This window comes from Paracoccus zhouxuedongae, assembly GCF_041927815.1.
Lineage (GTDB): Bacteria > Pseudomonadota > Alphaproteobacteria > Rhodobacterales > Rhodobacteraceae > Paracoccus.
The window spans coordinates 62,544-75,768 of record NZ_JBHFHM010000005.1; the positions used below are offsets into that span (position 1 = coordinate 62,544).

General features: G+C 67.5%; 18 protein-coding genes. 5 read left to right on the forward strand and 13 right to left on the reverse strand.

What is annotated here, in order from left to right:
* Positions 1 to 119 precede the first annotated feature (119 nt).
* From ACEYYA_RS07580 to ACEYYA_RS07605, 6 genes are all read right to left on the reverse strand, one after another.
* Positions 120 to 827 (reverse strand): glycosyltransferase family 2 protein, encoded by a 708-nt coding sequence (locus ACEYYA_RS07580; RefSeq protein ID WP_374799234.1) that lies wholly within the window; start codon positions 825 to 827, stop codon positions 120 to 122.
* On the reverse strand, positions 824 to 1,102 hold the full coding sequence (locus ACEYYA_RS07585) for a glycosyltransferase (RefSeq protein ID WP_374799236.1): 279 nt from the start codon (positions 1,100 to 1,102) through the stop codon (positions 824 to 826). Before ACEYYA_RS07585 ends, ACEYYA_RS07580 begins: the two co-directional genes overlap by 4 nt.
* Positions 1,099 to 1,668, reverse strand: a complete 570-nt coding sequence (locus ACEYYA_RS07590; RefSeq protein ID WP_374799238.1) for a DedA family protein — start codon at positions 1,666 to 1,668, stop codon at positions 1,099 to 1,101. The genes ACEYYA_RS07585 and ACEYYA_RS07590 overlap by 4 nt, the downstream gene beginning before the upstream one ends.
* Entirely contained in the window at positions 1,665 to 2,792 is a 1,128-nt protein-coding gene (locus tag ACEYYA_RS07595) for a ceramide glucosyltransferase (protein WP_374799240.1), read from the reverse strand. Before ACEYYA_RS07595 ends, ACEYYA_RS07590 begins: the two co-directional genes overlap by 4 nt.
* Positions 2,789 to 3,592 carry a UDP-2,3-diacylglucosamine diphosphatase gene (locus ACEYYA_RS07600; RefSeq protein WP_374799242.1) on the reverse strand — a complete coding sequence of 268 codons (804 nt, stop codon included), beginning with the start codon at positions 3,590 to 3,592 and terminating at the stop codon, positions 2,789 to 2,791. The genes ACEYYA_RS07595 and ACEYYA_RS07600 overlap by 4 nt, the downstream gene beginning before the upstream one ends.
* 123 nt (positions 3,593 to 3,715) lie before the next feature.
* Positions 3,716 to 4,585, reverse strand: a complete 870-nt coding sequence (locus tag ACEYYA_RS07605) for a branched-chain amino acid aminotransferase (protein WP_374799244.1) — start codon at positions 4,583 to 4,585, stop codon at positions 3,716 to 3,718.
* Positions 4,586 to 4,727: 142 nt separating this feature from the next.
* Between ACEYYA_RS07605 and ACEYYA_RS07610 the strand changes: the two genes are divergently transcribed.
* Entirely contained in the window at positions 4,728 to 5,258 is a 531-nt protein-coding gene (locus tag ACEYYA_RS07610; RefSeq protein WP_374799246.1) for a MarR family winged helix-turn-helix transcriptional regulator, read from the forward strand.
* Positions 5,255 to 5,962, forward strand: coding sequence for a response regulator (locus ACEYYA_RS07615; RefSeq protein ID WP_374799248.1), 708 nt, complete (start codon positions 5,255 to 5,257; stop codon positions 5,960 to 5,962). The genes ACEYYA_RS07610 and ACEYYA_RS07615 overlap by 4 nt, the downstream gene beginning before the upstream one ends.
* On the opposite strand, the gene ACEYYA_RS07620 is transcribed toward ACEYYA_RS07615, so the two are convergent.
* Genes ACEYYA_RS07620 through ACEYYA_RS07635 form a run of 4 tightly spaced genes read right to left on the reverse strand, consistent with a single transcriptional unit; the run spans position 5,959 to position 8,286 of the window.
* A complete protein-coding gene (locus tag ACEYYA_RS07620) occupies positions 5,959 to 6,399 on the reverse strand; it encodes a MarR family winged helix-turn-helix transcriptional regulator (RefSeq protein WP_374799250.1) in 441 nt (146 codons plus the stop codon). The two genes, ACEYYA_RS07615 and ACEYYA_RS07620, sit on opposite strands and share 4 nt — an antisense overlap.
* Positions 6,396 to 7,229 (reverse strand): carbon-nitrogen hydrolase family protein, encoded by an 834-nt coding sequence (locus tag ACEYYA_RS07625; protein ID WP_374799575.1) that lies wholly within the window; start codon positions 7,227 to 7,229, stop codon positions 6,396 to 6,398. Before ACEYYA_RS07625 ends, ACEYYA_RS07620 begins: the two co-directional genes overlap by 4 nt.
* 5 nt (positions 7,230 to 7,234) lie before the next feature.
* Positions 7,235 to 7,495, reverse strand: a complete 261-nt coding sequence (gene grxC / locus ACEYYA_RS07630; RefSeq protein ID WP_374799252.1) for a glutaredoxin 3 — start codon at positions 7,493 to 7,495, stop codon at positions 7,235 to 7,237.
* Positions 7,496 to 7,533: 38 nt separating this feature from the next.
* A complete protein-coding gene (locus ACEYYA_RS07635) occupies positions 7,534 to 8,286 on the reverse strand; it encodes a double zinc ribbon domain-containing protein (protein WP_374799254.1) in 753 nt (250 codons plus the stop codon).
* Between the two features lie 31 nt (positions 8,287 to 8,317).
* On the opposite strand from ACEYYA_RS07635, the gene ACEYYA_RS07640 reads away from it, so the two are divergent.
* Entirely contained in the window at positions 8,318 to 9,190 is an 873-nt protein-coding gene (locus ACEYYA_RS07640; RefSeq protein ID WP_374799256.1) for a class I SAM-dependent methyltransferase, read from the forward strand.
* A gap of 28 nt (positions 9,191 to 9,218) precedes the next feature.
* Positions 9,219 to 10,283, forward strand: a complete 1,065-nt coding sequence (hemH, locus tag ACEYYA_RS07645; protein WP_374799258.1) for a ferrochelatase — start codon at positions 9,219 to 9,221, stop codon at positions 10,281 to 10,283.
* A 110-nt stretch (positions 10,284 to 10,393) separates the two neighbouring features.
* Here the strand turns inward: hemH and ACEYYA_RS07650 are convergent, their stop codons facing one another.
* Entirely contained in the window at positions 10,394 to 11,005 is a 612-nt protein-coding gene (locus ACEYYA_RS07650; protein WP_374799260.1) for a L,D-transpeptidase, read from the reverse strand.
* Between the two features lie 231 nt (positions 11,006 to 11,236).
* On the opposite strand from ACEYYA_RS07650, the gene dalA reads away from it, so the two are divergent.
* Positions 11,237 to 11,752 carry a divisome-associated lipoprotein DalA gene (dalA, locus tag ACEYYA_RS07655; protein WP_374799262.1) on the forward strand — a complete coding sequence of 172 codons (516 nt, stop codon included), beginning with the start codon at positions 11,237 to 11,239 and terminating at the stop codon, positions 11,750 to 11,752.
* 72 nt (positions 11,753 to 11,824) lie between these two features.
* Here dalA and ACEYYA_RS07660 read toward each other — a convergent pair whose 3' ends face one another.
* Together ACEYYA_RS07660 and ACEYYA_RS07665 are read right to left on the reverse strand one after the other, a co-directional pair.
* A complete protein-coding gene (locus ACEYYA_RS07660; RefSeq protein ID WP_374799263.1) occupies positions 11,825 to 12,340 on the reverse strand; it encodes a L,D-transpeptidase family protein in 516 nt (171 codons plus the stop codon).
* 71 nt (positions 12,341 to 12,411) lie between these two features.
* Positions 12,412 to 13,206, reverse strand: a complete 795-nt coding sequence (locus tag ACEYYA_RS07665) for an ion transporter (RefSeq protein WP_374799265.1) — start codon at positions 13,204 to 13,206, stop codon at positions 12,412 to 12,414.
* Positions 13,207 to 13,225 lie beyond the last annotated feature (19 nt).

Consider the following 13,225-nt stretch of genomic DNA (forward strand, 5'->3'; position numbering starts at 1 on the left):
GCTCCGCGCGGATTACAGAGCGATTACTGGCCATCAATCAGCGATCAGCGATCAGCGATCAGCGATCAGCGATCAGCGATCAGCGATCAGCGATCAGCGATCACGGATATCGCGACCGGTCAACGCCCTGCACGCTGGGCAACGTCGCGCGGGCGGCCTTGGCGGAGATAGGTGATCTGGCGCGCGATTTGACGCGGGCCGACGGTGCGCAGGATGTCTATGATCATTCGCAGATCGGCAAGTCCGCCACGCCAGCGTCCACGCTTCACCGACTTTGCGGGGCTGGAAACACGGTGCCAGTCGACGATCGCGACGGGGATTCGGGCCTCGGCCAGACGCTCATTCAGGAATACCTCAAAGCCAAAGCGCGGAAGGCCGTGCAGATGGTGCAGATACGGGGCAATCAGGGCGCGCGGGATAACCCGCTCGCCCGAGATGTAGTCGACCCCGATCGCCCGCCAGGTGCGGGGGGCGTTGCCGCGCAGCGACAGCGTCGCTCCGGCGCGGCATTGGGCAACCGGCTCGATCAGCGCTGTGACGTCGGGGGCCGTCAGACCGATCAGATCAGCGTCGATCAGCACCAGATAATCGGCATCGACGCGCGCAATGCCTTCGGCAAGGGCGCGTGTCTTGCCGCGGTTCGGGTCCAGGCGCATGACCTCGGCACCGGCGGCCTGCGCGACGGCAGCGGTGCCATCGCGCGACCCGTCGTCGATGACCAGCACCTGATCGATCAGCGGATGGCCGACCACGGCGGCCAGGACGGCACCGATGCGCGAGGCCTCATCATGGGCGGGGATCAGGCAGGCAAAGCGCGGGTGGGTCATGTGAACCTCGGGCGAGCAAGCCACGGCGCTGCGAACTGCGGTTGGCTGGCGACAACGATTGGCGGCAGGCGCACGGCATCGGCACCGGCGGGCCGTGCGAAGGCGGCCCGTGCGACGGCGCCCTGCGCGACGGCAGCCGTGCCATCGCGCGACCCGTCGTCGATGACCAACACCTGATCGATCAGCGGGTGGCCGACCACGGCGGCCAGGACGGCAGCGATGCGCGCGGCCTCATCATGGGCGGGGATCAGGCAGGCAAAGCGGCGGCGGGTCATGTGAGCCTCGGGCGGCGGTGCCACCAAAGCGCGGCGGCGATCAGGGCCAGGCTGCCGGCGGTCAGCACGGGCAGGCGCCATCCGCCGGTCGCCAGCCAGGCGGTGCCGAACACATGGCCCAGCCCGACCAGCAGCAGCGTCTTGGGGATCGCCGTCGCCCCGCAGATCACCAGAAACCGCGGCAGGGGCATCCGCACCATGCCAGCGGCTAGCAACATGGGCAGGCCCGCCACCTGCGTCAGCTTGCCGATGACCAGCAGCCGCCCGCCCTGCCCTCGAAAGCCGCGCACCATCCGCGCCAGCCTTTGTCGGCTGATGCCCAGCCGCCGCAGCAGGCCAAAGGGGATCGCGCGGCGGCCATAGCGGCCCAGGGCATAGGTCAGCAGATCGCCCAGCAGGTCGGCGACGATCAGGCACAGGATGACCGGGCGCAGCGCCATCAGCCCCAAGCTGACCAGCGACCCGGCGATGACCGACACGACCGGCCCCTCGATCAGGGCAAGCGGGGCCAGGATCGCCAGACCGTGATCCTGGATCAGGACTTGCGCGGAACCGGCCTGGATCATGCCACCCGTTCCGCCGCCAGTTCGGACTGCGCCATCGCCGTGCCGCGCCAGGCGAATCCGCGTTGGCGCAGGCTGGCCAGCCAGACCGCCGGGATCATCAGATCACGCAGCGCCATCGCGGCCAGGGCCCGCGGGCCAGAGGGCCAGCCGGCGCGGCGGGCCAGCAGGCCCTCGGCGCCATACCACATTGCCAGCCAGGCGATCATGGCGGGCAGCCATGCCGCCCCCGCCGCGATCACGCCCGACAGCCACAGCGCCAGCGGCACCAGCCCGCCGTTCAGCGGTTCAAGCGCAAAGACCGCGGGAAAGCCCTCGCGACGGATCAGGCTCCAGCGCAGCTGACGGTCCCAGACGGTGCGCAGGCTGCGCGAACCGATCGGCTGCGCGAAGGGTAGCGGGGTCAGCCGCACCTGAAGGCCCAGGTCGCGGATCAGCCGGGTGGTGCTGACGTCCTCGGCCAGATGGCGGCCCAGCATCCGCAGGCCACCCGCGCGCTCGATCATCGGGCGGTGAAAGAACAGCGTCTTGCCCTGCGCAAAGCCAAAGCCCAGGCTGTCGGCGGCGAATTGCAGCCGCGCCTGGTTGCCGTTCAGAAAGGCGCATTCCAGATGGCCGCCCCAGCCATCGGGGCGGGTGCCGATCGGCGGCCCCGAGACCAGCCCGCTGCCGGGGGACCAGCTATCGACAACCGCCGCCAGATATCCGGGGGTCAGCAGCAGATTGCTGTCGGTCATGCAGATCCAGTCGGTGTCTGCGGCGCACCAACCCTTCCAGACGTTGTTCAGCTTGGGGTTGGCGCTGATGCGGTCGTCGCCGATCAGCAGCCGGGCCGGGCGATGCGGGTGGCGCGCGATCAGATCGCGGATCAGCGCGAGCGCCGGATCATCCGCAGATTGCGCGCAGAAGATCACCTGATAATCGGGGTAATCCTGGGTAAAGCTGCTGGCCAGCGTTTCGGCGTCGAACCGGTCCAGCCCGCAGACCGGGCGCAACAGCGTGACACGCGGACGACCCAGCACGCCGGGGGGCGGCTGGCGGCGCAGACGCATCAGGAACAGCCCGACCGAAGCCAGATGCGCCACCATCAGCGCCGCCGCCGCGCCGATCAGGATCAGCGCGCTCATGCGCGGGCCAGGGCGTCGGGGCGCGCCCCCTGCCCTTGGGCGACCGGCTGCGGATCGGCGGCCAGCAGCGACAGTTGGCCGCGCTCATCCTCGGCGATGGCGGTCAGGCTATCCACCCAATCGCCGCAATTGGCATAGGTCAAGCCGTGATCGTCATGCAGCCCGGCGATGTGGAAATGCCCGCAGATCGCGCCATCAAGGCCCATGTCGCGCGCCAGTCCGATGACCCGGCGTTCATGCGCCCGGCCCCGGTGCATCAGCATGTTGACCGAGGCAAGCGCGGCCTCGATCGTGCTGCGCGCCTCGGGCGAGGAGCGGCGCCGCAGGCGCGTCAGCGCCCGGTCCATCCGGCGCAGCAGGTGGTCGACGCGGCTGCCCAGGCGGGTCAGGACATGGGCGCGAAAGAACCGCGCGTCGCAGATATCGCCATGCACCACCAGAAAGCGGCGGCCATCGCCGGCGCAATGCACGATCTGCCGACACGTGGCCACGGCAAGCCCGCGCGTGGCCAGAGCCGCCGCCGGATCGGGATCGTGATTGCCGGTCAGATAAGTGATCTTCGCCCCCGCCGCGCGCCGCGCCGCCAGGTGGTCGATGACAGCCTGATCGGCGGCTGTCCAGTGGGGCAGCAGCGGGTGCCACAGGTCCAGCACGTCGCCCACCAGCAGGTAGTGATCGGCAGGATTATCGGTCAGAAAGTCCAGCAACCGGTCGGCCTTGCAGCCAAGCGCACCCAGATGCAGATCGGACAGGAACAGCGTCCGGTGGATGGATCGCGGCTGACGGATCTGGTGTCGCAAGGCCCTGCCCTTTCGCATGTCGGCTGCCGGCAGGCTGGCGCGGCTGCGACAAGGATTTGCGAAGGCGGGATGAAGATTTGATGAAAATCGCCGGGGCGGCGGCTGGCCGCCCCGGCCGCGCGCTTAGCTGCGCACCAGCTTTTCGTAATCCTGGGCGATGTCGCGGGTCAGCGCGCCGACCTCGAACCGCCAATCGCCGATCTGCGCAACCGGGGTAACCTCGGCGGCGGTGCCGGTCAGCCAGCACTGCTGGAAGTCGTCCAGTTCGGTGGGCATGATGTGGCGTTCATGCACGGTGATGCCCTTGTCGCGCAGCATGCCGATCACCGTTTGGCGGGTGATGCCGTTCAGGATGGCATCCGGGATCGGGGTGTGAACCTCGCCATCCTTGACGAAGAACACGTTGGCGCCGGTCGCCTCGGCCACCTGCCCGCGATAATCCATGAACAGCGCATCCGAGCAGCCCTTGGCCTCGGCGGCGTGTTTGGACATGGTGCAGATCATGTAAAGACCGGCAGCCTTGGCGGCGGTCGGGATCGTCTCGGGCGAGGGACGCTTCCATTTGGCGACGTCCAGTTTTGCGCCCTTCATCTTGGCATCGCCATAATAGTTGCCCCATTCCCAGGCGGCGACCGCCAGCCGGATCGGGTTGCGCGACGAGGACACGCCCATATCCTCACCGGCGCCGCGCCAGGCGACCGCGCGGACATAGGCATCGGTAAAGCCATTGGCCTTCAGCACCGCCTCTTTCGCGGCCTCGATCTGATCGACGCTATAGGGCAGCGGCATGTCCAGCAGCTCACCCGATTTGCGCAGGCGTTCCGAATGTTCCCGCGATTTGAAGATCTTGCCGTTATAGCAGCGCTCACCCTCGAACACGGAGCTGGCGTAATGCAGGGCATGGGTCAGGATGTGAACCTGCGCGCCGCGCCAGTCTACCAGCTTGCCATCCATCCAGATCTTGCCGTCGCGGTCGTCATAGGCACCAGCCATGTCAGCTTCCCCTTGCTTTTCACATGTTGCGCACGACGTCCGGTTATCTGACAGAATGTTGCGCGCGAATATCGGACGGCTAACAATTGATTCTTGGAAAGTCAACAAGGCTGCCCTAAAATGGCGAAAACCGGGGGACGCGATGTCGGATGATCGGGCGATGGCGGCGCAGATGGGCGCGGCAGGCGGCGGGGAAAGCCTGCTGTTCCTGACCGACGAACAGCTGCGCAAGGGGATCGAGGCGATGTTCTTTGCCTATCGCGGCTTCACCGCCGACCCCGACCGCATCCTGGCGGAACTGGAATATGGCCGCGCCCATCACCGCGCGATCCATTTCATCAACCGCCAGCCGGGGCTGACGGTCAGCACCCTGCTAACCGTTCTGGGCGTGACCAAGCAATCGCTGAACCGCGTGCTGCGCACCCTGATCGAGGACGGGCTGGTCGAAAGCCGCGTAGGCCGTCGCGACAAGCGCGAACGCCATCTGCACCTGACCGAACGGGGCGCCGATCTGGAACGCCGTCTGTCCGAGGCACAGCGCGGAAGGATGCGCGCCGCCTATCGCACGGCCGGCCCGCAGGCCGTCGCCGGGTTCCGCCAGGTGCTTGAGGCGATGATGGACCCCGAATTGATGCGCCAGTTCAACAGCACCCGCGCGGATGGCGCACCATGACCGCCACCGCCGATCCGCATCTGCTGATCGTCGATGACGACGAACGCATCCGCACGCTGTTGCGCAAGTTCCTGACGCGCAACGGTTATCTGGTGACGTCGGCGCGCGATGCGGCGCAGGCGCGGCGGCTGCTGGCGGGGCTGGATTTCGATCTGATCGTGCTGGACGTGATGATGCCGGGCGAGGACGGCATCAGCCTGACCCGCGATCTGCGCCAGTCGCGGATGCTGCCGATCCTGCTGTTGACCGCGCGGGGTGAGACGACCGACCGCATCGCCGGGCTGGAGGCGGGGGCCGACGACTATCTGTCCAAACCGTTCGAGCCGCGCGAATTGCTGCTGCGCATCGCCGCGATCCTGCGCCGCTCGCCGCAGCCGGTGGCCAGTGCGCCCAAGTTCCTGACCATGGGTGCGCTGCGCTATGACCGCGAAAAGGGCGAACTGTCGCGCGGCGATGACCCGGTGCGGCTGACCGCGACCGAGGCGCAGATCATGCGCATCCTCGTCGCCCGCCTGGGCGAAGTCGTCAGCCGGGCCGAGCTGATCGCAGAACTGGGCCGCGACCGGCCCGATGCCGATGGCACCGCCGACCGCGCCATTGACGTGCAGGTCACGCGGCTAAGGCGCAAGATCGAACCCGACCCGCGCGACCCCCGCTTTCTGCAAACGGTGCGCGGCGCGGGCTATCTGATTCAGGGGGACTAGTCGGCCTCAAGCCGGGCGCGCAATTCGCGCAGCACCGGCAGCGCGGCGCGCACCTTGTCGGCGCCGATGGCGCGCACGACATCGGCGATGATCGGCATGAAGGCCGCCAGTGCCGCATCCCGCGCCGCCCGCCCCGCCGGACTGATCGCCACGAACTTGCGCCGCGCATCGTCCCAGTCGGGGCGGATATGCACATGCCCGGCCCAGACCAGCTTGGAAATCGTGTTGGTCATCGCCCCGCGCGTGACGTGAAAGGCGGCGGCCAGTTGGGCGGGGGTGCGCTCCTCATTCACATGGGCCAGGTGGTTCAGGACCGAGAAATGCGACAGCTCCATCCCCTTGGGCAGCACCCGGCCAATGCGGTGGCGCGCAAGCTGCTCGGCGGTCAGGATTTCCGCGAACAGCGCCGCGGCAAGAGCGTCCTTCGGATCGTTCATCGGGGGGCCTGAAAGGGTCGGTCATGCGTCAGTGAGGGCACCCGCCCGCGCGCCCGCGCCACCTCGGCCGGGTCCAGCGTGACCAGGGTGACGCCGGGTTCGCTGCCGCCATCGGCCAGCACCTCACCCCAGGGGCTGACCGCCAGCGAATGACCATGCGTGCGCCGGGTGCGACCGTCGTGATCGCCATGGCTGCCGCATTGCGCGGGGGCCAGCACATAGCAGGTGGTTTCAATCGCACGGGCGCGCAGCAGCGGTTCCCAATGCGCCGCCCCGGTGGTGTCGTTGAAGGCCGCCGGCACCGCGATCGCCTGCGCCCCGGCCTGCGCCAAAGCCCGGAACAGATGCGGAAAGCGCAGGTCGTAACAGATCGTCATGCCCAGCCCGCCCAGCAGCTGCGGCGCCAGCACCGCGCGGTCGCCGGGGCGATAGGCCGCCGATTCGCGGTAACGCTCGGTTTCCGAGACATCGACGTCGAACATGTGGATCTTGTCATAGCGCGCCGCGACCGAGCCATCGGGCGCGATCAGCAGGCTGCGATTGGCGAAACGGCCGTCGCCATCCTCGGCCTTCAGCGCCAGCGATCCGATCAGCAGCCAGATACCCGCCGCCCGCGCCTCGTCCCGCAGAGCGGCCAGGGTGGCGTCCTCCCCCTCGGGGCGCAGGACGGCGGCCTGATGGGCACGGTCGGATGAGATCAGGTTGGTGCATTCCGGGGTCAGCACGAAGCCCGCGCCCTGCGCTGCCGCCTGACGGATCAGATCGCGGGTGACAGGCAGGTTCGCGGCCGGGTCATCGCCCACCGAAAGCTGCACCAAAGCGGCGGTCAGCACGGTCACAGGCCCAGCATCGCATCCAGCTTGCCGGCGCGGTCCAGGGCGTGCAGATCATCGCTGCCGCCGATGCCTTTGCCGTCGATGAAGATCTGCGGCACGGTGCGCCGGCCATCGGCGCGCTGCATCATCGCGGCGCGCTGCGACGGGTCGGCACCGACATCGGTTTCGTGATAGGTCACGCCCTTGCGATCCAGCAGCGCCTTGGCGGCGAGGCAAAACGGGCAGGTGCGGGTGGTGTATATCTCGACTTTGGCGGTCATGGTGTTCCGGTCCTTGGGTTGGACCCGACTATAGCCGATCAGCCGCCCTTCGCAACGCGCGCCAGCACCAGAACCGAGACCGGCCCGGAGCCTGCTTCAAGGCAGGCCTGCGCGCAGCCCGCCAGCGTCGCGCCCGAGGTCATGACGTCATCGATCAGCAGCACCGGCTGGCCCGACAGCGCCGCCCGTCGCGCGGGTCGAACCGCAAAGGCCCCCCGCAGGTTCAGCAGGCGCTGATCGCGGGTCAGCCCGTCCTGACTGCCGGTGTGGCGGGTGCGCAGCAGCGCGTCGGGGATCACCCGCAGCCCGACCGCCTGCGCCTCCGGCTGCCGCGCCAAGGCAAGCGCCAGCACTGCCGCCTGATTGGCGCGCCGCGCCAGCATCCGCCGCGCCGACAGCGGCACCGGCACGGCGATCATGCCCGGCATCAGGATCGGCGCGCCCGCCCGCGCCATCCAACCGGCCAGCGGCCCCGCCAGATCCAGCCGATCGGCGTGTTTCAGCGCCAGCACCAGCCCGCGCGCCTTGCCGCCATAATCCAGCGCCGCGCGACCGCGCAGCCAGGGGCGCGGCGTCAGTTGGCAGTCGTCGCAAATCGCCGCATCCGCACCGCCGCCGGGCAGCGCCACGCCACAGGCATCGCAGACCATGCCGGTGATGAAGGGCGTGTCCGGCCAGCAGGTTGGGCACAGCGCGCCGTCATCCTGAACAACGGTGTCGCAGCCCAGGCATTGCGGCGGGAATATGACCCGCAGACCCGCTGTCAGCAGCCGCCGAATGGGTGCTTTCATCCCGGCCCGGTTGGCCGTAAGTTCGCCGCCGATGGACACCTGCCCGCCCCCTTCCCCGCGCCCCGTGGCGCCCGCGCTGACCGACCGCGCCGCACTGGACCGCGCCCGTGCCCGCGCCCGCCGCATCGGCCCGGCGCTGTTCCTGCATGACGCCGCCGCCGATGAGATCGCATTAAGACTGACAGAGGTTAACAGAACCTTTACACGGATCGCGATTGTCTCCGCCTTCCCCGAACCCTGGCAGGCAGCCTTTCCCGGGGCGCGCATCGTGGCCGACACGCAGGTTCTGGATCTGGAACCCGGCGCGCAGGATCTGGTCATTCATGCCATGTCGCTGCACTGGGCCGATGATCCGGTGGGGCAGTTGGTGCAATGCCGCCAGGCGCTGCGCCCCGATGGCCTGCTGATCGCCGTGTTCCCGGCCGGCCGCAGCCTGCATGAATTGCGCGCCAGCCTGGCCGAGGCCGAGGTCGGCACCCGTGGCGGGCTGTCGCCGCGCGTGCTGCCAATGGGCGAGATCCGCGATCTGGGCGGCCTGCTGCAGCGCGCCGGGCTGGCGCTGCCGGTCGCCGATTCCGTGCCGCTGCGCGTCAGCTATCGTGACCTGTTCCACCTGGCGCGCGACCTGCGCGCCATGGGCGAGACGAACGCCCTGTCCGCCCGCCCCCGCCACGCCACGCGCCGGGCGCTGTTCGCCCAGGCCGCCGCGATCTATGCCGCGAACTTCCCCGAGGCCGATGGCCGCATTGCCGCCACCTTCGATCTGGTGTTCCTGACCGGCTGGGCGCCCGATCCCAGCCAGCAGCAGCCGATGCGCCCCGGCAGCGCCAGCCATTCGCTTGCCGCGATCCTTGACGACCTTGCCCGCGACCGCGATGGCGGCGATCCGCCCGCGTGTCCCTGACCCGACAGACAGCCAGAAGGACCAGCACATGAGCCAGACCGTCCGCCCCGGCGAGGGCCGCCTGAGCCACGCCCCCGCCGACCACCCGCCCGTCAAGCGCGCCCGCGTCGGGTTGCTGATCGCCAATCTGGGCACGCCGGACGGCTATGACTACTGGTCGATGCGCCGCTATCTGAACGAGTTCCTGTCGGACAAGCGCGTCATCGACTATCCCGCGTGGAAATGGCAGCCGTTGTTGCAGGGCATCATCCTGACCAAGCGGCCGTTCACCTCGGGCACGAACTACAAGCTGATCTGGAACAACGAGGCCGACGAAAGCCCGCTGATGACGATCACCAAGCAGCAGGTCGCCAAGCTGGCCGATGCGGTGGCGGCGCGCTATGGCGCGGATGTCGTGGTGGATTTCTGCATGCGCTATGGCAACCCCTCGACGCAATCGGTGGTGCGCAAGATGGTGGATCAGGGGGTGGAACGCCTGCTGTTCCTGCCGCTTTATCCGCAATATGCCGGGGCGACCTCGGCCACGGCCAATGACCAGTTGTTCCGCGCGCTGATGGCCGAAAAGCGCCAGCCCGCGGTGCGGATCGCGCCGGAATATTTCGACCGGCCCAGCTATATCGACGCCCTGGCGCAGTCGGTCGAGCGGGTCTATGCGACGCTGGACAGCCGCCCCGAGGTGCTGGTGGCCAGCTATCACGGGATGCCCGAACGCTATCTGATGGAGGGCGACCCCTATCACTGCCAGTGCCAGAAGACGACGCGGCTGTTGCGCGAACGGCTGGGCTGGCCGGAAGGGTCGATCCACACGACCTTCCAGTCGGTCTTCGGGCGCGAGGAATGGCTGCGGCCCTATACGGTCGAGCATGTGGCAGAACTGGCCAGGCAGGGTCGCAAGCACATCGCCGTCATCTCGCCCGCCTTTGCCGCCGATTGCATTGAAACGCTTGAGGAAATCAACGGCGAGATCCGCGAAAGCTATGAACATGCGGGCGGTCAGGCGTTCACCTATGTGCCCTGCCTGAACGATGACGATGCGCATATCGCGGCACTGATGGATGTGGTGCAGGAAAATCTGGCGGGCTGGCTGCGCTAAGGCAGGGTGCTTTGCCGCTCGGCGCAAGCGCCTTAACCCCCAGGATACTTCGGCCAAGAAAAAAGGGCGGCCCCGCGGGGTCGCCCTTTGCTGTCGCGGTGATCGTGGATCTAGACGATCAGAACCTGGGTGCCGATCTTGGTCAGCTGATACATCTGGGCGATATGTTCGTTGTAAAGCCCGATGCAGCCGTTGGACGACCGGCGGCCGATCTTGCGCGTGTCGTGGGTGCCGTGGATGCGGTAATACTGCCAGCTCAGCCACAAGGCATGGGTGCCCAGCGGGTTGTCGGGACCGGCGGGCACGAAATCGGGCCATTCCGGGTTGCGCTGTTTCATCGCCGGGGTCGGCGCCCAGGTCGGGCCTTCGACCTTCTTGATGATCTCGGTGCGGCCACGGCGGGTCAGGTCGGGGCTGACCGGAACCGAGGTCGGGAACAGCTTGTAGACCGATTCATCCTCGGACCAGTAATGCAGCGCGCGCGAGGTGATATCGACCAGAATCGCGCCATTGGTCAGCGTGGTGAAATACGGGCGCCAATCCTGCATGGTAAAGCTGGAAATGTTGTGGCGCGGGTTGGTTTCCGGGTCATACTGAACCTGACCGGCATCGGGGGTGCCGACGGCTTCTTGCGCGCGGGCGGGCAGGGCCGCCAAGGCACCAAGCGCGGTCGCCGTGCCCAGGAAGGCGCGGCGGTTCAGGCTGGAACGTGGATCGCTCATTCTGTGTTGTCCTTCGGTCTGGCCATCGTCATGCCGTCCGGACCCGCGCGCAGTGCGGCGGGCCAGCATAGGCAAGGGTTATTGCGCCGTTGCCATAGTCGCAAATCAAACTGCTGTCATCGGGCAAATCTGCGTGCGCGGGTCTTTGCGATCAGGATGCAACAGGGTAAAGACGCGCCAATCCGCATATCCCAACGTGGCCGCATGGCTGCGATGCAAAAAGGAACGACCATGATTCGCACCTCTGCCATTCTGGTGGCGGCGACGCTGGCGCTGACGGCCTGCGCGCCCCGCGCTACCACCCCGCAGCTTGGCCCCGATGGGCAGCCGCTGCCGGTCGCCTATACGATCAGCGCCCGCGACGCGCAGGAGATTCCGGTGCGCGTGCAGGGCCAGATCAACACGCTGCGCGCCGGTCAGGGGCTTGGCCCGATCGCCATCAGCCCGCTGCTGACCACGGCCGCCCAGGGCCATGCCGCCGACATGTCGCGCCAGAACCGCGCCTGGCATTTCGGGTCGGACGGCTCCAGCCCGCTGGATCGCGTGCGCCGCGCCGGTTACGCCGGGCCGCTGATCGGGCAGAACATTTCCGAGACCTATGAGACCGAGGTCCAGACCCTGCAAGCCTGGATGAACCTGCGCGACACCCGCGACGTGATCATGTCGCCGGCTGCCCGCGAAATGGGCTTTGCCTGGCATCAGGAACAGAACGGCAAGCTGTGGTGGACGCTGGTGGTCGGCGGCTGATCGCCCCACCCTGACGACAGGCAAACGGCGGCCCGGTGGGCCGCCGTTTTTCATGGCGCATGGCGCATCCGATCAGGGGAAGATGATGATCGGCGTGCCGGGGCGGACCATGGCGTAAATGTCTTCGATCTCGGCATCGGTGACGGCGATGCAGCCCGCCGTCCAATCCTTGCCGCGGCCGCGATTCTTGCCGGCCTGGCCGTGGATCATGATGTCGCCCCCGGCCGAGCGGCCCTGAACGGCGGCGCGGGCGGTGTCGTTGATGTTGGGATAGCTGATGCCCAGCGACAGGTGATAGGCGCTGTTGGGGTTCTGGCGGTCGATGTAATAGACGCCCTCGGGGGTCTTGCCGTCGCCCTCGAACTGCTTGTGGCCCTCGGGTGCATAGCCCAGCCCGACCTTGTAGGTTTTCAGCAGCGTCTGGCCCGAGAACAGCATCAACTGCCGCTTGCCCTTATGCACCTGGACCTGGGTGACGGGCGGGCCGTCATAGCGTTTGAACTTGTTCGATGACAGGCTGTCGCCACCACAGGATGCCACCAGAAATGCCAGCCCGAAAAGGGCGGCGAGCCGCAAAATGAACCGCATCAGAACGCCTGCCTTTGGTTTGCCCGATTGATCTTGTTTTTTTGTCGATTAGCGCAAACAGCCTCGCTTGCCTAATGGTTTTCTCCGCCATCGGGGCCGTTTTCGCCATCCAGCCGCGCCTCGATCGCGCGCAGGCGGGTCAGCACCTCGTCACGATAGGCCTCGGTCGCCGCATGTTCCTCGGCCTGGTGGGCATCCTGCATCGAGTTCACGATCAGGCCCACCACCAGGTTCACTACCGCAAAGGTGGTGATCAGGATAAAGGGCACGAAGAACAACCAGGCTTGGGGGAAGACCTCCATCACCGGGCGGACGATGCCCATCGACCAGCTTTCCAGCGTCATGATCTGGAACAACGTATAGGCCGACCGGCCCAGCGTGCCGAACCATTCGGGAAAGGCGGCGGCGAACAGCTTGGTCGCCATCACCGCGCCGATATAGAAGATCATCCCCATCAGCAGGAACACGCTGGCCATGCCGGGGACGGCGGCCAGAAAGCCCTCGACCACCCGGCGCAGGCGCGGCGCGACCGAGATGACGCGCAGCACCCGCAGGATGCGAAGCGCCCGCAGCACCGCCAGCCCCTGCCCCGCCGGAACAAGCGCAACGCCCACGATCACCGCATCGAAGATGTTCCAGCCGGACCGAAAGAAGGCCGGTCCGCGCCCGATCAGCTTGGCGGCGATTTCCACGACAAAGATCGCCAGGCACAGCCGATCCAGCGTCTGAATGATATCGCCATGCCGCGCCATCAGCCGACCCGAGGTTTCCAGCCCCAGGATCACGGCGTTGAACAGGATGACGCCCAGAATGATCTGGCCGGTCAGCGGATGGTCGATCAGGCGGTTCAGGCGGTCGCGCAGCATGGGTCCGTCGGGGTCAGTT